Here is a 17081-nt window from a genome sequence, read left to right as displayed (position 1 = left end):
GGAAGGCCCTCATGATCAGCCTGACGCTGATCATGACGGGGCTCCTCGGTCAGGCCGCTGCCGCCGAGACGTCCCACACCGAGGCGACTCCGCCGGCGGCATCCGCGCCGGTCAGCACTCCGGTCACGCCGCCGGCGACCCGGAAGCCGACCGCCAAGCCGAAGCCCACCAAGACCAAGACCGACCCGCGCACCGAGAGCACCGCGATCCCGAAGCACCCCCGGGGCAAAACCGGTCCGGCCGGCAGCCTGCTCACCACCGGGACCAAGAACGTCGCGCTCACCTTCGACGACGGCCCGGACCCGGCGAACACGCCGACCCTGCTGAAGATGCTGGCCCGGGAGCACGTGAAGGCGACGTTCTGCGTGGTCGGCGACAACGCCGAGCACCACCCCGACCTGATCCGCAAGATCGTGGCCGGCGGGCACACCCTGTGCAACCACACCTGGAACCACGATCTCAAGCTCGGTAAGAAGAAGGCCAAGCAGATCCGCGCGGACATGCAGCGCACCAACGACGCGATCCGCGCCGCAGTACCGAACGCGAAGATCAAGTACTTCCGCGCGCCCGGCGGCAACTTCACGCCGGGAGTGGTGAAGATCGCCAAGGAGCTCGGGATGACCTCGATCTACTGGAAGGTCGACCCCCGCGACTGGGAGCACGGCCGCGAGGAGTCCGACGGCTCACACACCAGCCGCGTGATCAGCAGCGTGAAGCGCAACGCCCGCCCCGGCGCGATCATTCTCAGTCACGACTACGCGCAGCCCGACACCATCAAGGCCTACCGCACCTTGCTGCCGTGGCTCAAGAAGCGGTTCCACCTGGTCGCTCTTCCTTAAAACCCGATTTTGTACGACTACGGAGCGCCCGCCCGCAGGCTACGAGCCGAGTCCCGTGACGGTCTCGCGCGACGTGGCAGCGGGGTCCGGACCGCATCGCGCCGCCGGGTGTTCAGGCTGGCTCTGACGGCCCTTATCGCATCGCGATAAGGGCCGTCAGGCCCAGCTGAGGTCGGGAGGCGCGCTGCGGCCGGGAGTGGTCACGGTGCCGCGTCGGCTGCACGGGCGGTACTCGGCTCGTAGCCTACGGACGAGACCCCACCATTCGTACCAAAAAGGGTTAATGGGACGGAGGGATGACCCGGAGGTGGCCGCGGCGGCCGGTCTGGGGGGTGTGATCCGTGTCGTCCGTGCGGACCGAGGGCGGGCGGGCCGCCTCGCGCACCGCGTCGGCGAGCGCGTTGAGGTCGTCGGTGGTCGGCGGCGGCGGGGCGAAGTCGCCGTCGTGCCGGACCAGATCCCAGCCGCGGGGCGCGGTCAGGCTGCGAGCGTGCGGCTCGCAGAGGTCGTACGTATGGGGCTCGGCGAACGCCGCGAGGGGGCCGACGACCGCGGTGGAATCACCGTAGACGTAGGTCAGGGTGGCGACCGCCTGTCGGGGACAGCCGTTCCGGGAGCAGCGCCGTGGTGACCTCACGGCGGCAACTTATCGCCCCGCCGGGCGTTCTGGGGAGCGTTGCCCCGCGACACGCCGACCCGCGATGCATCACGATTCGGCCATGGTCCGCCGACACGCCGCCCCGATGGAACGAATTAACGGATCAGACACACGGTGAGGAACGGCCTGACCACGGATGTCGCCCGGGTGGGGATACGCTCAGCGAGTGACGACCAGCCCCGAACGCCGCCGCACCGACGCGAAGACGGCGCGCGCCTCCGGCCCGGGTCATCCGGCTCGACGAGACCGGCACGGGCGTGGCCTGCGTGGCCGGCTGGTGCCGGCGACCGTGCCCCTGGCCCGCACCAAGGCGGAAATCTTCGACGACCTGGTGCTGGACACCGTCGAGGGCCTGGAACGGCGCTATGCGAAAGAGCTCGCCGGCGTCGAGTTCGCCGTCGAGGACGTGCCGCCGGATCTCAACGTCTACGACTCGGACGTGCTCGAGGACGGCGAGGTGCCCCTGGCCCGGCTGTTGCCCGGCCGCCCGGGACGGCATGAGCTGCCGCCACGGATCGTGCTCTACCGCCGCCCGCTGGAATTCCGGGCGATGGATCGGGAGGACCTCGCCGACCTCGTCCACGACGTGATCATCGAGCAGGTGGCGAACCTGCTCGGCGTCGACCCGGACGAACTGGCCTGACGCCTGGGACAACGCGGCGGGCTGACGCTGCCGCGTTGTCGGTACTACCCCACTACGGATTCCCGGTGGCGCACCGCGGGCCCCCGGCCCGCTGATGCGGACCCCCGCGGCTGCTGAGCGGATCCCCTGATTCCGCGCAGACTCCTACGCCGCACACCTGATCCTTGGCGCTTCCCGCGCAGCCCCCGCGCCTTTCGCGCATCTGCCCGGGTCTCGCGCCGTCCGGCCGTCAGGCGACGCGCCGCTTCAACTTGCGACGTTCACGTTCGGACAGTCCACCCCAGATACCGAAACGCTCGTCGTGACCGAGTGCGTACTCCAGACAATCGGCCTTCACCTCACAGCGACCGCAGATGCGCTTGGCCTCGCGCGTTGATCCACCCTTCTCCGGGAAGAAGGCCTCTGGATCGGTCTGTGAGCACAGCGCCCGTTCCTGCCACTCGGGCGCGTCCCCGAGCAGGTCTACCCCTTCAACCTGCGCTTCCATCGGCGTGCCTCCAAATTCTGCGCCGGCAGCGATGCCGACGCTGACCCCCCACGCACGCGGCGTGTTTCTGTGGGTTCGACGCAAAAGGCGCACATCGTCCCCACAACCCCACCAAAATTACACGCGTGTTAGACGTGCGTCGTCAAGCCGAACCTGTTAAATGGGCCCGTTTCCCCAAAGCGCCGGGGCGCGTCGAGGTCCCGTTCCTGCCCTATCTCCCGGAGCCACCGGAAGGTAACGCGAACGTCGGCCTCGGCGTCCAATTTAACCCGATTTGTTACTTCAGGTCGAGGGGGGTCCCGCGACCGGGCCACGCCCGGCACCGGGTTCGGCTCCGAACAGGCCGGACACGCCCTGATCAAACCCGCTCCGGGCCGGCACACCACGAGGGACCGTCCGCCTGGGACAGCCCCGATCAGACGGTCCACACGGTCCTCCGACGCCGGGTCGCGGCAGCGAATGCCCGCACACGGTCCCATCGAACCCCACAACCGTCGTGTTGTTGCACACCCACCGTCCGCCATGACCAACCCGGATCGGCCCGGCAGGACACGCGGACGGGTGACATCGGCGTGTCGCTGTCACTACGGCGCCGCCCGCCGCACCTCGAACGGGTGGGGCGGGCGGTGTCGTGCCGGACAGGTCAGCGGCGGCCGTAGACCGTGGTCCGCTCCACCGCGGAACGACCGGCGGACGCGGCGAGCTCCTTGAGCTCGGCGACCGTACGCGCCGAACCGTGCTCCGAGCCCGCCATCCGCGAGATCGTCTCCTCCATCAGCGTACCGCCGAGGTCGTTGCACCCGCCGTTGAGCATCTCGCGGGTGCCCTCGTCGCCGAGTTTCACCCAGGAGCACTGGATGTTGTCGATCCGGCCGTGCAGCAGCACCCGGGCCATCGCGTGCACCACCCGGTTCTCCCGCCAGGTGGGACCGGGCCGGGCGATGCCGGCCAGGTAGATCGGCGCGTTGGTGTGGATGAACGGCAGCGCCACGAACTCGGTGAGCCCGCCGGTGGTGTCCTGGATGCCGGCCAGCACCCGGAAGTGGCCGAGCCACTGCCGCGGGTGGTCGACGTGGCCGTACATCATCGTCGAGCTGGACCGGATGCCGACCTGGTGCGCGGTGGTGACCACCTCGACCCAGGTGGCGGTCGGCAGCTTGCCCTTGGTCAGCACCCAGCGCACGTCGTCGTCGAGGATCTCGGCGGCGGTGCCCGGGATGGTGCCCAGGCCCGCGTCGCGCAGGTCGGTGAGCCACTCCTTGAGCGACACCCCGGCCTTGGACGCCGCGGTGACGATCTCCATGGGTGAATACGCGTGCACGTGCATCCCCGGCACCCGCTGCTTGACCGCCCGGACCAGATCCGCGTACGCCGTGACCGGCATCTTCGGGTCGATCCCGCCCTGCATGCACACCTCGGAGGCGCCGTCCCGCCACGCCTCCTCGGCCCGGTCGGCCACCTGGTCGACGGAGAGCCGGTACGCGTCGGCGTCCTTCTCCCGCTGGGCGAACGCACAGAACCGGCAGCCCACGTAACAGACGTTGGAGAAGTTGATGTTGCGGTTCACGACGTACGTGATGTCGTCGCCGTTGACGTGCTTGCGCAGGTCGTCGGCGATCCGGGCCAGCTCGTCCAGCGCGCTGCCGTCCGCGTTGAACAGCGCCATCACCTTGTCCTCGTGCTCCGGCAGCAGCAGCGCGGCCGGGTCGGTCGAGGCCAGCTTCAGCCCGGCCAGCACGTCGGTGGGCACGTGCTGCGGCGCGCTCTTGACGTGCGCGGCCACTTCGTCCCAGTCGCCGTAGACGTCGTTGAAGTCCGAGCGGCGGTCGCCGGTGCGCCCTTCGGAGTCGATCGCCGAGAACAGGTCGGTCCGGCCGGAACCGAACGTCTCCTCCGGCTCCTGCCAGGGCAGGCCGACCGGCAGGGTGCCCTCCTTGGCCAGCCCGTCCTCGCCGGCCAGCGCGGCCACGTGCGCGGCAAGCCGCGGGTCGAGCCAGCCCTCGTTGCCGCGGCGGACGAACTCCGGATAGATCGTCAGGCGCTCGCGCAGGGTGAACCCGGCGGCCGCGGTCTTCTCGGCCAGCAGGTCGATCTGCGGCCAGGGGCGTTCCGGGTTGACGTGGTCGGGTGTCACCGGGGACACCCCGCCCCAGTCGTCGATGCCGGCCTGCAGCAACAGCGGGAACTCGTCGTCGATCAGGTTGGGCGGCGCCTGGATCCGGGCCCTGGGGCCCATGATGATCCGGCCGACGGCCACCGTGGCGGCCAGCTCGCGCAGCTCGGCGTCGGGCATCCCGCGCATCGCCGTGTCCGGCTTGGCGCGGAAGTTCTGGATGATGACCTCTTGGATGTGCCCGTACTCCCGGGCGGTGCGGCGCATCGCGAACAGCGCGTCGACCCGCTCGGCCGGGGTCTCCCCGATGCCGATCAGGATGCCGGTGGTGAACGGCACGGCCACCCGGCCGGCGTCGTCGAGCACCCGGAGCCGGACCGCGGGCTCCTTGTCCGGCGAGCCGTAGTGCGGGCCGCCGGGCTCGGACCACAGCCGGGTGGCGGTGGTCTCCAGCATCATCCCCATGCTCGGCGCGACCGGCTTGAGCCGCTGCAGCTCGGCCCAGCTCATCACGCCCGGGTTGAGGTGCGGCAGCAGGCCGGTCTCCTCCAGCACCGCGATGGCGCAGGCCCGGACATAGTCGAGGGTGGAGTCGTACCCCCGCTCGTCCAGCCACTGCCGGGCCGCCGGCCAGCGCTCCTCGGGCCGGTCGCCGAGCGTGAACAGGGCCTCCTTGCAGCCCTGCGCCGCGCCCTGCCGGGCGATCTCCAGGACCTCGTCGCGTTCCAGGAACGCGGCGGGCAGCCGGTGCGGCACGGTGGCGAACGTGCAGTAGTGGCACCGGTCCTGGCACAGCCGGGTGAGCGGGATGAAGACCTTGCGCGAATAGGTCACCACGCCCGGGCGCCCGGCCTCCCGCAGGCCGGCGTCACGGATGCCGCCGGCGATGGCCAGCAGCTCGCTGAACTGGTCGCCGCTCGCCGCGAGGAGCGCGGTCGCCTCGTCGACGTCGATCGCTTTACCGTCGGCGGCGCGACGTAGCGCACGTCGGATGCTCGCCTCGGTCGGGACTTCGTTGACCTCTACCACGAACAGCAGCCTAGGCCGGATTCGTTACGGCTGCCGCCACCGTCCACAGGACCGCCGAGTGTCATGGGACACGGGAATAAAACCGGCCGGACTCCCGCGTGTGCGAGAGCCCGGCCGCAGAGGTGCTCACTGCCGCGGCGGGTCCGTGTCCGCGGGGCCGAAACCGGGGCGGTCGTCCGGCATCTTGGTGGTCCGGTCGATCGGCTCCGGCTCGTCCCGGACCACCTGGGTGGCGTCCGAGAACGGGGTGGCCGGCGCGGCCGGTGCCGGCGGGACCGGCGGGGTGCTCAGCGGCGGCGCGGTGACCGGCGGCTGGTTCCAGCCCGGCTGGGCCGGCGGGGCCGGCTGCACCGGCGGCTGGCCGTACGTGCCGGCCGGGTAGGACGGCGGCGCGGCGGGCGGGACCGGGGGCTGGCCGTACGTGCCGGGCTGCGGCGCACCGAACGGCGCGGGCTGGCCGTAGGGCGGGGGCTGCTGACCGTAGGGCTGGCCGTACTGGGGCTGCTGGCCGTACTGCTGGGGCTGGCCGTACTGCGGCTGGCCGTAGACGCCGGGCGGGGCCTGCGGCTTGGGCACCATGTAGACGCCGCGCCAGATCTGCAGCATGGCGTACGCCGCCACGCCGTAGACGGCCAGCCAGGCCAGCTCGACGAGCAGCGTCTTGAACGCGCTGCCGGCGTCGTACGACGCGATGTTGATCACTCCGAAGAGCAGGCCGAAGATGATGCCGAAGAAACCGGCCACGGCGTACTCGACGACCGCGGCCAGCGCGATCAGCCGGGCCTTGGGGTGCTTCGGCGTGATCCCGAGCGCCAGCACCACGGCTGCCAGCGGCATCAGGATCGTCGGGAGACTGATGAAGTTGTCGAAACTGGCCGCGGTGCGGGCGTCGAAGTTGTCGCCGATCAGGTTGATCACGGCTATCAGCAGGAACACAGCGGGCGCGCCGACCAGGACGTACGCCGCGAGGTCACGCAGCGGCGTCAGGTACTGGCCGATCGGCTTGCCGTCTGCCGGCGTGGGCGACGTTGGACTGGTCACGGTTACTCCTGGACGTACGGTGATCGAGGTGCGCTCAGAGTAAACCGCTACCCGGCAACCGGCCCTACGACGCGTGTGGGAGAGGATGGGCTGATGCGGATCGTGGTCCTCACCGGGGGTATCGGCGGCGCCCGGTTCCTCGTCGGCGTGCGTGAGCACGCGCGCGCCATCGGCGCCGAAGTCACAGCAGTGGTGAACGTCGGCGACGACGTCCGGATGCACGGGTTGCAGATCTGCCCGGACCTGGACAGCGTGATGTACACGCTGGGCGGGGCGGCCGACCCGGAACGCGGCTGGGGCCGGGTCGGCGAGAGCTGGGTGGTCAAGGAGGAGCTGGCCAAGTACGCCGTCGAGCCGTCCTGGTTCGGCCTCGGCGACAAGGACACCGCCACCCACCTGGTCCGCACCACCATGCTGAACGCCGGGTACCCGCTCTCCGCGGTCACCGCCGCGCTGTGCGAGCGCTGGCAGCCGGGCATCGGAATGCTGCCGGCCACCGACGACCGCCTGGAGACGCACGTCGTGGTCGACGTCGACGGCGAGCGCAAGGCCATCCACTTCCAGGAGTGGTGGGTGCGCTACCGCGGCGAGGTGCCGACCCACCGGTTCGTCTTCCGCGGCGCGGAGAATGCCAAGCCGGCCGCCGGCGTGCTGGACGCGCTCGGCCAGGCCGACGTGATCCTGCTGGCCCCGAGCAACCCGGTGGTCAGCATCGCGCCGATCCTGGCCGTGCCGGCGATCCGCGAGGCCCTCGCCAGCGGCTCCGCGCCGGTCGTCGGGGTCTCCCCGATCATCGGCGGCGCGCCGGTCCGGGGCATGGCCGACAAGTGCCTGGCCACCCTGGAGGTCGAGGTGAGCGCGGCCGGCGTCGGCCGGATGTACGGCCCGCGCGCCGACGGTGGCCTGCTCGACGGCTGGCTCGTCGACTCGTCGGACGCCGGCGTCGAGATCAGCGGGGTGACCACCCGCGCGGTGCCGCTGTGGATGAAGGACGAGACGCTGACCGTCCGGATGGTCGCCGACGCGCTGGATCTGGCGAAGGTCGCCCGATGAGCGACGGCCTGCAGATCCTGCCGGTCCGCGGCATCGGCGACGTCACGGCCGGCGACGACCTGGCCGAGCTGATCACCAACGCGGCGCCCTGGCTCGCCGACGGCGACGTGCTGGTGGTGACCAGCAAGATCGTGTCGAAGGCGGAGGGCCGCCTGGTCGAGGTGCCCGCCGACGGACCGGAGCGCGACGAGGCCCGGGACCGCGCGCTGGCCTCGGAGACCGCCCGGGTGGTGGCCCGCCGCGGGCCGACCACGATCGTGCAGACCCACCACGGTTTCGTGATGGCCGCGGGCGGCATCGACGCGTCGAACGTGGACAAGACCCACCTGGTGCTGCTGCCCGCCGACCCGGACGCGTCGGCCCGGGCGCTGCGTGCCGGGTTCGCCGCCCGCGGACGGGACGTCGCCGTGATCGTCTCCGACACGATGGGCCGGGCCTGGCGCAACGGGCTGACCGACGTGGCACTGGGCGCAGCCGGCATCGCCGCGCTGCGCGATCACCGGGGCGAGATCGATCCGTACGGAAATGAACTGAGCCTGACCCAGATGGCCGTGGTCGACGAGTTGTCCGCCGCCGCCGACCTGGTCAAGGGCAAACGCGACCGGGTGCCGGTCGCGGTGGTGCGCGGCTATGCCCGGCCGGAGGCCGACGACCGGGCCGGCGCGTCCGTGCTGATCCGGGACACCGCGAGCGACATGTTCAGCCTGGGCACCGCCGAGGCCCGCGCCGAGGGCCTGCGTGACGCGGCCCGCCTCCCGGACGCGGTTGCGGGTGTCGCGGACCAGGCGGCCGTCGACCGGGCACTGACGCTGGTCACCGGCGTCCTCACGCCGGGCACCGGGATCACCGCGGGCGCCGGCACGCTGCGCCTCACCCCCGCCGGCGCCGGATCCGCCGATCTCCTGCGGTTGGGGACCGACACCCATCGGGTACGCGTGGCGCTGGCCGCCGAGGGCGTGGCCACCGTCCTGACCGTCGACGACGACGGCGTGACCCTGAGCCTCGGAGGCACCGCATGAGCCTTTATGAAGACGCCGTCCGGGTGCTGACCGGCTGGACCGCCACGTCGGAGGCCGCCGAGACGGCCCGCAAGCGCACGCTCGGCCTGCTCGCCGACGGCCCGGTCGCGATGACCCGGGCACACCGGGCCGGGCACGTCACGGCCAGCGCGTTCATCGTGGACGACGCCGGCCGGGTGCTGCTCTGCCTGCACGGCCGGCTCGGGATGTGGATGCAGCTCGGCGGGCACTGCGAGGCCGGCGACGAGACCCTGGCCGCCGCAGCGCTGCGCGAGGGCACCGAGGAGTCCGGCATCAACGGGCTGATCCTCGACCCGGAGCCGATCGACATCGACATCCACGAGGTGCGCTGCGGGCCGGCCGACGGTGCGCCGGCCGAGCCGTCGGTGCACTACGACGTACGGTTCCTGCTGCGCGCCCCGGCCGGCTCGGTCGAGCAGATCAGCGACGAGTCGGCCGACCTGGCCTGGTTCGCGCCGGACGAGCTGCCGAGCCCGCTGGCCGGCGGTGTGGTGCAGCAGATCGCCCCGGCGCGTGCCCGGCTGGGGTGATCTACCCCGATCGTGCCGACCGGGACGGCGGGCAGACCGGGGCGTCGGCGGATGTCCGAGGATCTACCTCGTGAACAGTGACATGCGTACCCGGGCCCTGATGATCGCCGTTCCGGCCCTGGTCCTGATCGGCTCGGTGGCCGGGTGCTCCAGCACCGCCACGCCGGCCGCTCAGCCCACCGCAGCGGCCTCCGCGACCGGCAGCCCGGCCGCGACCACGACCGCGAGCACCACGAAGCCCGCGAACACCACGAAGCCCGCCGGCACCGCCACCACTGGCGGCACCGAGGCGTCCGCCTGCACCAGCGCGGACATGAAGACCACGGTGACCGCACAGTCCGACGGCGGCGACACCCTCCAGAAGGGGTTGGTGACCCTCACCAACACCGGCAAGGCCACCTGCACGCTGGACGGCTGGGTGGCGATCTCGCTGGTCAACGCGGCCGACGAGGTGGTGCCGGTGCCGACCAGGAAGGTCCCGCAGCCGGGACCGGCCGAGGCGTTCACCGTCAAGCCGGGTACCTCGGCGTTCGCCGGGTTCACCTGGACCACGTGCGACAAGGGCGACGCGAGCTGCGGGGTGGGCAACACGCTGCGGTACAACCTCGAGGCGTCCACCGACGGCCCGGTCGCCGAGCTGGAGGGCTTCCCGGCCGGCGAGCGCAGCGGGATCACCATGAAGTCGCTGACGATCGGCACGCTGCAGCCCAGCCGCCAGGGCGTCGTCGCCTGGTGACCGGCCCGGTGGGGGCCGCCACCCGCGGCCCGCACCGGACGAACGATCAGATGTAGCCGTGCTGGCCGAGCTCCTTGAGCTGGTCGACGAGCTGCTTGACCTCCTGCGCGCGCTCCCGCGGGCAGATCAGCACGGCGTCCGCGGTGTCCACGATGACCAGGTCCCGGACGCCCATGGCGGCCACCAGCCGGCCCGAGCCGGGCACCACGACCAGGTTCTCGGTGTCGCGCAGCAGCACCATCGGCCGCTCCACCTCACCGTCATGGCCGACCACCACGTTGCCGGCCGCGTCGGCGGTGAGCACCTCGCCGAGGGTGTGGAAGTCGCCGACGTCGTTCCAGCCGAAGTCACCCGGGACGGTGCCGACCCGGCCGACCGTGGCCGCGCCCTCCATCACCGCGTAGTCCACCGAGATGCGCGGCAGGGTCGGCCAGACCTCGCCGAGCACCTCCTCCTGCTCCACGGTGCCCCAGACCGCCGCGATCCGGCTGACCCCGGCGGCCAGCTGCGGCTGCTGCCGGGCCAGCTCGGCGAGGAAGACGTCGACCCGCCAGACGAACATGCCGGCGTTCCACAGGTAGTTGCCGGATTTGATGTACGACTCGGCGACCTCGTACGAGGGCTTCTCCTTGAACTCCTCGACCCGCCGCGCCGGGCCGGCGCCGACCGTGCCGCCGCACTGCAGGTAGCCGTACCCGGTCTCGGGACGGGTGGGCGTGATGCCCAGGGTCATCAGCAGGCCGTCCTTGGCACCGGCCATCGCCTTGCGGATCACGTTCGCGAACTCGTCCTTGTTCGCGATCAGGTGGTCCGACGCGAACGAACCCATGATCGCCTCGGGATCACGGCGGGCGATCACGGCGGCGGCCAGCGCGATCGCCGCGCAGGAGTCCCGCGGCGACGGCTCGACCAGGACGTTCTCGACCGGCACCGCGGCGAGCTGCCGGGAGACCGCCGCGGCGTGCGCCACACCGGTCACCACGAAGACGTGATCGGCGGTGGTCAAGGTGTCCAACCGATCCACGGTGGCCTGCAGCAGGGAGGCCTCGGTCCCGGTCAGGGGGTGCAGAAACTTGGGATGACCGGCGCGGGACAGTGGCCACAGACGGGTTCCGGTGCCGCCCGCCAGCACCACTCCGTACAGCACACTCTGTTCGTCGCTCATGCGCGGAGAGTCTATTAGATGATCAAACCGCGACCCGAGTCCACGTTGTTACATGTACCTCCGCGCTGGACTCCCAGGTGAACTCCTTGGCCCGGTCGAAGCCCGCCTTGGCCAGGGTCTGCCGCCGCGGCTCGTCGTGCAGGAGATCGGCCAGGTCCTCGGCGATCCGCTCGGGCGTCTCGGTGGTGTACGCCACGGCGTCGCCGCCGACCTCGGGCAGCGAGAGCCGGGGCGTGGTGAGCACCGGGGCGCCACAGGCCATCGCCTCCAGGATCGGCAGGCCGAACCCCTCGCCGAAGGAGGGGTAGCAGGCCACCAGCGCGCCACCGAGGAAACCGGGCAGGTCGGCGTAGCGCAGGTAACCCGGGCGCAGCAGGCGCAGGTGCGACGGCACCTCGGCGACCGCCCGCTCGATGTCGTCGTCGTGCCCCTGCCCACCGGCGATCACCAGGGCCGGCGGGTTCGGCCAGTCGGCCACCGCGCGGGCCCAGCCGCGGATCAGGTTCGGCACGTTCTTGCGGGGCTCCTTGGCGCCGAGGAACGCGACATACCCGGAGTCGCCGAGGCCGAGACGCGCCCGCACCCGGGCCTTCTCCCCCTCGGTCGGCATGTGGAACGCGTCCTGGTCGACGCCGTGATAGGCCACGTCGATCCGGGTCGGGTCGGCGTCCAGCAGCCGGATCAGCTCGTCGCGGGTGGCCTTGCTGGGCACGATCACCCGGGCGGCCCGGCGCATCGAGGTCTTGATCGCGCTGCGGAAGAAGGTCCGCTTGGTGTTGTCGTAGTGCTCCGGCTCGGTGAAGAACGTCGCGTCGTGCACGGTGACCGTGACCGGACAACTCGCCCGCAGCGGGCAGGTGTAGAACGGCGAGTGCAGCACCTGCGCGCCGACCTGCTGGGCCAGCAGCGGCAAGCCGGTCTGCTCCCAGGCGAGCCGGGCCGGCCGGTGCACGATCGCCGCGGGGCCGGCGAGCACTTCAGCGTCCGGAAGCATCCGGCGGTAACGCTCCGCATCCGAACGCTGGGCCACCACGGCCAGGTCCAGACGCTCGGGGCCCAGGGCGCCGACGGCGCCGAGCAATCCGTCGACATATCTGCCGACACCACCTCTGTCCGCGGGGACACTAGTGGCGTCGACCAGCACTCGCGGGGGGCGACCGGGGGTCACGAGGCATCTCCTTGGCGTCTCTGACGTACCGATGCTGCTGTGGAACAGGTACTGATGCGGCTGTCGAACTTCAACGCCGCGGGGGTGCCGGCGTACACCTGCGAGGGTACGCCCGGAACGCTTCGGGAAAGTGTCCGCGACGCCGGTGGTTGCCGTACGTTGCCGTAATCGACGCCGGAAAGATGTGCCGATCCAATCACGGACAGTGACCCACCTAGGGTGAGGGACGATGAAGACCACGATTCCGCAGGCACTCGCCGAGGCGGTCCGGCGCGACCCGGCCGCCCCCCTGCTCACCTGGTACGACGACGCCACCGGCGACCGCGCCGAACTTTCCGGCGCGACACTTGACAACTGGGTGTCGAAGACGGCGAACCTGCTGGTCGACGGCATCGGCCTGGGGCACGGCGACGCCGTCTCGCTGCTCCTGCCGCCGCACTGGCAGACCGCCGCGATCCTGCTCGGCGTGTCGGCCGCCGGACTCGCCGTCGACCTGGCCGATCTCGGCGGTGACGCGCAGCCGGTGGAGGCGCTGTTCACCAGCCCGGACCGGGTGGAACGGGCCGCCGCCTGGCCCACCACCGACCGGTACGTCACCGGCCTGCTCCCGCTCGCCATGCCGCTGCGCGAGCTGCCGGCCGGGTACGCGGACTACGTGACCGAGGTCCGCAACTACGGCGACCACTTCCGGGGCGAGCCGGTGGCGCCCGCCGACCGGGCGTTCGCCGGGCCGATCGAGATGAGCCACCTGGACGCGCTGGCCGCCGCCGACGACCGGGCCAGCCAGCTCGGCTTCGGCGCCGGCGACCGGGTGCTGATCGACGTGACGGTCCACCCGGACCCGGTCGACTGGCTGCTCGCGCCGCTGGCCGCGGGCGCGTCGGTGGTGCTCTGCGCGAACCTCGACCACGACAAGCTCGACGACCGGGCCACCGCCGAGAAGGTCAGCCTGGTCCTGGCCTAGTACCCGACGGCCACCAGCAGGTAGGCCGGGTCTGCGTGGGAGACGTACGTCGACTGGGAGTTCACGTCGTCGTACGGAAATCCGTAGGCCCGGCCGTCGATCGCGTTGTCGTGCCAGAACTTCGCGTAGAAGTTCGCCGGCGCGCTCCGGTAGTACGCACCCGGCTTGTTCGCCTGCGCCGTGGTGACGTGCCGGTTCAGCGCGGCACACCGGTCCGGGTCGCCGCCGAGCGGCCCGCTGCACCCGAGGATCTCCGCGCTGGTGGCGGCGTTCGTGTAGCCGGCGTAGTAGTCCGCGTAGGTACCGCCGGGCCGGAACTCCGGGTCCCCGCCCGGCGAGAGGATCTTGTCGGTGCCCTGGGCCAGGTGATCGAATTCGGCCGGCACGGCGGCCCGGAACCTGGCGAAGGTGGCCGCCCGCGACTCGCTGAACAGTGCCGGCTTCTCCCCTACCGCCTGGTCGAAGCCGTCCGCGGCGTGCAGCCGCATCGCGATCTTGAGGACGAACGCGTCGACCCGGGTGGTGTTGCCGTTGAACTGGTCCGGCCCCACGGTGAACTCGATGAAGTCGGCGTACTTGCCGGTCGGCGAGCCGAGGTGGAAGTACATCCGGCCGGACGAGTTGGCCGGCATGTCCAGGTAGGGCTGCTGCGCGATGGACCGGGTCCGCCCGTCGAAGGTCCAGAACACCTTGCTGTCCGGGTAGGCGCCGTTCGTGCGGTTCAGGACCTTGACGGTCAGCACGTTCTTCGCCTTCGGGATGCCCGAGGTGTCGCCCCAGAAGGAAGCGGGCTTCCGCTTCACCGAGGGCTTCGTCGCAGAGGGCTTCGGCGCAGCGGGCTTCGGCGCAGCGGGCTTCGGCGCAGCGGGCTTCGTCGCGGAGGGCAGGACCGACGGCGTCTCGGCCGAGGGAGCGACCGGGCCCGGCCCGGCGACAAAAGACGGAGCGGCGGCAGGGGACGGGGCCGGCGACGGGGCACAGCCGGCGACCGTCAGGAGAACGGCGACGGCCGGCAGCCAGCGAGCAGACAGCATGGGCACCCGGCCAGCGTGGCCGGGCGCCCATCGACGGTCAACGTGACGAGCACTGCCCGCGGGTTTGTGTTATCCCCGCTCCGCGGCCAACTCGGCGAACGCGGTGAGCGACTCCGGGTTGGCCAGCGCCCCCTTGGCGGCAGCCGACTCCACCGGGGTGCCGGTCAGGATCCGCTTCACCGGGACTTCGAGCTTCTTGCCGGACAGCGTCCGGGGCACCGCCCGTACCGAATAGATCTTGTCGGGAATGTGCCGCGGCGACAGTGACGCGCGCAGCTCCCGGGCGATCCGCGCGCGCATCGCGTCGTCGACCTCGACCCCCTCGGCCGGGACCACGAACAGCAACAGCTCGCCGTTCGGGTCGTCGGGCAGGTCCAGGTGCACCACCAGCGCGTCGGCGACCTCGGGCAGGCTCTCCACCACCGAGTAGAACTCCGAGGTGCCCAGCCGCACCCCGCCCCGGTTCAGCGTGGCGTCCGACCGGCCGGTGATCACACAGCTGCCGTCCTCGCTGATGGTGATCCAGTCGCCGTGCCGCCAGACGCCCGGGAAGACGTCGAAATACGCCTCGCGGTAGCGCGAGCCGTCGACGTCGCCCCAGAAGCCGACCGGCATGCTCGGCATCGGCGCGGTGATCACCAGCTCGCCCAGCTCGCCGATGACCGGCTTGCCCGCGCTGTCCAGTGCCTCCACCCGGGCGCCCAGGCTGCGGCCGGAGATCACCCCGGCGCGGACCGGCAGCATCGGCGCGCCGCCGACGAACCCGGTGCACACGTCGGTGCCGCCGGAGAGCGACACCAGCTGCAGGTCGCGGCCGACCGCCTGGTAGACCCACGCGTAGCCCTCGGCGGGCAGCGGCGCGCCGGTCGAGCCGACCCCCTTGAGCCGCTTGCCCGGTGTCAGACCGGCCTTGCGGCAGGCCATCAGGAACGGCGCTGACGTGCCGAAATACGTGATCCCGGCGGTGTCGACGAGGTCCCAGAGGGTGGACAGGTCGGGCCAGCCCGGATTGCCGTCGAACATCACGATCGCCGCGCCGACGGCCGGGCCGCTGGCCAGGTAGTTCCACATCATCCAGCCGGTGGTGGTGAACCAGAAGAACCGGTCGGACGGGCCGAGGTCGTGGTGCAGCGCGAGGATCTTCAGGTGCTCCAGCAGGATCCCGCCGTGGCCGTGCACGATCGGCTTGGGCAGCCCGGTGGTACCGGAGCTGTAGAGCACGTAGAGCGGGTGGTCGAAGGGCACCGGCTCGAAGGCCAGCTCGTCGTCGCCGTCCAGCTCGTCCCAGTCGCCACCACCGTTGAGGTATCCGATGGTGATGACGTGATCGACGGACGGCAGCGCTGACGTGATCGCCACGATCTCCTGGGACCTGTCGATCGGCTTGTCGCCGTACCGGTAGCCGTCGACCGCAACCAGCACCTTCGGCTCGATCTGGCTCCAGCGGTCGATCACGCTGCGGGACCCGAACTCCGGCGCGCAGGACGAGAACGTCGCGCCGAGGCTCGCGGTGGCCAGCATCAGGACGTAGGTCTCCGGGATGTTCGGCGCGTAGGCCACGACCCGGTCGCCCCTCTCCACACCGCGGGCCTTCAGCCCGGCACGCACGCGCCGCACCTGCTCACGGAGCTGCCGCGCGGTCAGGGTGATCGGTTCGCGGCTTTGGGAGTACGCCAGGACGACCGGCTCGTCGTCACCGATGCCGGGCATCCGGAGCACGTTCTCGGCGTAGTTGAGCGTGGCGCCGGGGAACCAGCGCGCGCCGGGCATCTCCGGGCTGTCCAGCACCGTGACCGGCGCGTGGTGCGCGACCACGCCGAAGTACTCCCAGATGGACTCCCAGAACGAGGACAGGTCGGTGACCGACCACTCCCACAGCGCCGCGTAGTCCGGGAAGGTCAGCCCGCGTTCGCGCCGCAGCCACTCGAGATAGTCGCCGATCCGGGACGTCTCCCGGACGTTCGCCGGCGGCTCCCAGAGGACTGTGCCCATCGTCACCGTCATGCGCTCACCCTAACGTTCATTCAGTCGGTCGCGGACGTCACTGCTCGGCCCGGGCGCGCTGGATGGCGGCGCGCCTCGCGAGACGATGGTCACGACGGATCAAAGCTTCCTTGAAGCGGCGCTGGTCGTCCATGTCGGTCATCACCACAGGCGGGACCTGGCGCGGGTGGCCGGCCACATCCACCGCCACGAACACCAGGTACGCGGTGGCCACCGGGAGCGGCGGCGCGCCGAACACGTCCCAGCGTTCCGCGGCCAGCTTCACGCCGACCTCCATCGAGCTCTTGCCGGTCCAGTTGACCTGCGCATACGCGTGGACCAGGTCACCGACCCGGACCGGCTCCAGGAACACGATCTCGTCGATCGCGGCGGTGACCGCGGTGCCACCGCTGTGCCGGGCGGCCGCCGCGCCGGCCACGTCGTCGACGAACTTCATCAGCACGCCGCCATGCACCGTTCCGTACAGATTCACGTCGATCGCTGTCATGATCTTGCTGAGCGTGACGCGGCTGTGTGCGATGGGTCGTCCCGTGAGCTGTTCGTCCATGCCGGCACATTACGACGCGCTTAGCGGTCG

16 protein-coding genes are annotated in these 17081 nt (G+C 71.2%); 7 read left to right on the top strand and 9 right to left on the bottom strand.

The window, feature by feature from the left end:
• The first annotated feature begins 11 nt into the window (after positions 1-11).
• Positions 12-839, top strand: coding sequence for a polysaccharide deacetylase family protein (locus ADL15_RS12855; protein ID WP_232344048.1), 828 nt, complete (start codon positions 12-14; stop codon positions 837-839).
• A 280-nt stretch (positions 840-1119) separates the two neighbouring features.
• On the opposite strand, the gene ADL15_RS12850 is transcribed toward ADL15_RS12855, so the two are convergent.
• Positions 1120-1476 carry a DUF3499 domain-containing protein gene (locus ADL15_RS12850; protein ID WP_067688906.1) on the bottom strand — a complete coding sequence of 119 codons (357 nt, stop codon included), beginning with the start codon at positions 1474-1476 and terminating at the stop codon, positions 1120-1122.
• A 187-nt stretch (positions 1477-1663) separates the two neighbouring features.
• Between ADL15_RS12850 and ADL15_RS12845 the strand changes: the two genes are divergently transcribed.
• Entirely contained in the window at positions 1664-2140 is a 477-nt protein-coding gene (locus tag ADL15_RS12845) for a metallopeptidase family protein (protein WP_067688903.1), read from the top strand.
• A 229-nt stretch (positions 2141-2369) separates the two neighbouring features.
• Here the strand turns inward: ADL15_RS12845 and ADL15_RS51365 are convergent, their stop codons facing one another.
• The 3 genes from ADL15_RS51365 to ADL15_RS12835 form a co-directional block, all read right to left on the bottom strand.
• Positions 2370-2627: a WhiB family transcriptional regulator gene (locus ADL15_RS51365; protein ID WP_083971190.1), complete on the bottom strand. Its 258-nt coding sequence runs from the start codon at positions 2625-2627 to the stop codon at positions 2370-2372.
• A 643-nt stretch (positions 2628-3270) separates the two neighbouring features.
• Positions 3271-5769 (bottom strand): bifunctional FO biosynthesis protein CofGH, encoded by a 2499-nt coding sequence (locus ADL15_RS12840; RefSeq protein WP_157441336.1) that lies wholly within the window; start codon positions 5767-5769, stop codon positions 3271-3273.
• 126 nt (positions 5770-5895) lie between these two features.
• Positions 5896-6810: a hypothetical protein gene (locus tag ADL15_RS12835; RefSeq protein ID WP_067688897.1), complete on the bottom strand. Its 915-nt coding sequence runs from the start codon at positions 6808-6810 to the stop codon at positions 5896-5898.
• Positions 6811-6903: 93 nt separating this feature from the next.
• Between ADL15_RS12835 and cofD the strand changes: the two genes are divergently transcribed.
• From cofD to ADL15_RS12815, 4 genes are all read left to right on the top strand, one after another.
• Positions 6904-7863, top strand: coding sequence for a 2-phospho-L-lactate transferase (gene cofD / locus ADL15_RS12830; RefSeq protein WP_067688894.1), 960 nt, complete (start codon positions 6904-6906; stop codon positions 7861-7863).
• Positions 7860-8882 carry a coenzyme F420-0:L-glutamate ligase gene (locus ADL15_RS12825; RefSeq protein WP_067688891.1) on the top strand — a complete coding sequence of 341 codons (1023 nt, stop codon included), beginning with the start codon at positions 7860-7862 and terminating at the stop codon, positions 8880-8882. The genes cofD and ADL15_RS12825 overlap by 4 nt, the downstream gene beginning before the upstream one ends.
• Positions 8879-9433, top strand: a complete 555-nt coding sequence (locus ADL15_RS12820; protein WP_067688888.1) for an NUDIX hydrolase — start codon at positions 8879-8881, stop codon at positions 9431-9433. The genes ADL15_RS12825 and ADL15_RS12820 overlap by 4 nt, the downstream gene beginning before the upstream one ends.
• A gap of 70 nt (positions 9434-9503) precedes the next feature.
• Positions 9504-10169, top strand: a complete 666-nt coding sequence (locus tag ADL15_RS12815; RefSeq protein WP_067688885.1) for a DUF4232 domain-containing protein — start codon at positions 9504-9506, stop codon at positions 10167-10169.
• 46 nt (positions 10170-10215) lie between these two features.
• Here ADL15_RS12815 and ADL15_RS12810 read toward each other — a convergent pair whose 3' ends face one another.
• Together ADL15_RS12810 and ADL15_RS12805 are read right to left on the bottom strand one after the other, a co-directional pair.
• Positions 10216-11334, bottom strand: coding sequence for a mannose-1-phosphate guanylyltransferase (locus ADL15_RS12810; protein ID WP_394326931.1), 1119 nt, complete (start codon positions 11332-11334; stop codon positions 10216-10218).
• Between the two features lie 22 nt (positions 11335-11356).
• Complete coding sequence (locus tag ADL15_RS12805; protein ID WP_067688882.1) at positions 11357-12502, bottom strand: glycosyltransferase family 4 protein; 1146 nt, start codon at positions 12500-12502, stop codon at positions 11357-11359.
• A gap of 229 nt (positions 12503-12731) precedes the next feature.
• Between ADL15_RS12805 and ADL15_RS12800 the strand changes: the two genes are divergently transcribed.
• Positions 12732-13466, top strand: a complete 735-nt coding sequence (locus tag ADL15_RS12800) for a TIGR03089 family protein (RefSeq protein ID WP_067688879.1) — start codon at positions 12732-12734, stop codon at positions 13464-13466.
• Here the strand turns inward: ADL15_RS12800 and ADL15_RS12795 are convergent.
• The 3 genes from ADL15_RS12795 to ADL15_RS12785 all read right to left on the bottom strand — a co-directional run bounded on the left by ADL15_RS12795 (position 13463) and on the right by ADL15_RS12785 (position 17051).
• Positions 13463-14269, bottom strand: coding sequence for a glycoside hydrolase family 64 protein (locus ADL15_RS12795; RefSeq protein ID WP_067688876.1), 807 nt, complete (start codon positions 14267-14269; stop codon positions 13463-13465). The genes ADL15_RS12800 and ADL15_RS12795 overlap by 4 nt on opposite strands.
• 300 nt (positions 14270-14569) lie before the next feature.
• Positions 14570-16492: an acetoacetate--CoA ligase gene (locus ADL15_RS12790; protein WP_067689102.1), complete on the bottom strand. Its 1923-nt coding sequence runs from the start codon at positions 16490-16492 to the stop codon at positions 14570-14572.
• A gap of 49 nt (positions 16493-16541) precedes the next feature.
• Positions 16542-17051, bottom strand: a complete 510-nt coding sequence (locus tag ADL15_RS12785) for an acyl-CoA thioesterase (RefSeq protein WP_067688873.1) — start codon at positions 17049-17051, stop codon at positions 16542-16544.
• Between the last annotated feature and the right edge of the window lie 30 nt (positions 17052-17081).

Origin of the sequence: Actinoplanes awajinensis subsp. mycoplanecinus, assembly GCF_001509495.1 — a bacterium.
Classification (GTDB): Bacteria; Actinomycetota; Actinomycetes; order Mycobacteriales; family Micromonosporaceae; genus Actinoplanes; species Actinoplanes palleronii.
This window is presented reverse-complemented; position numbering and strand designations above follow the sequence as displayed.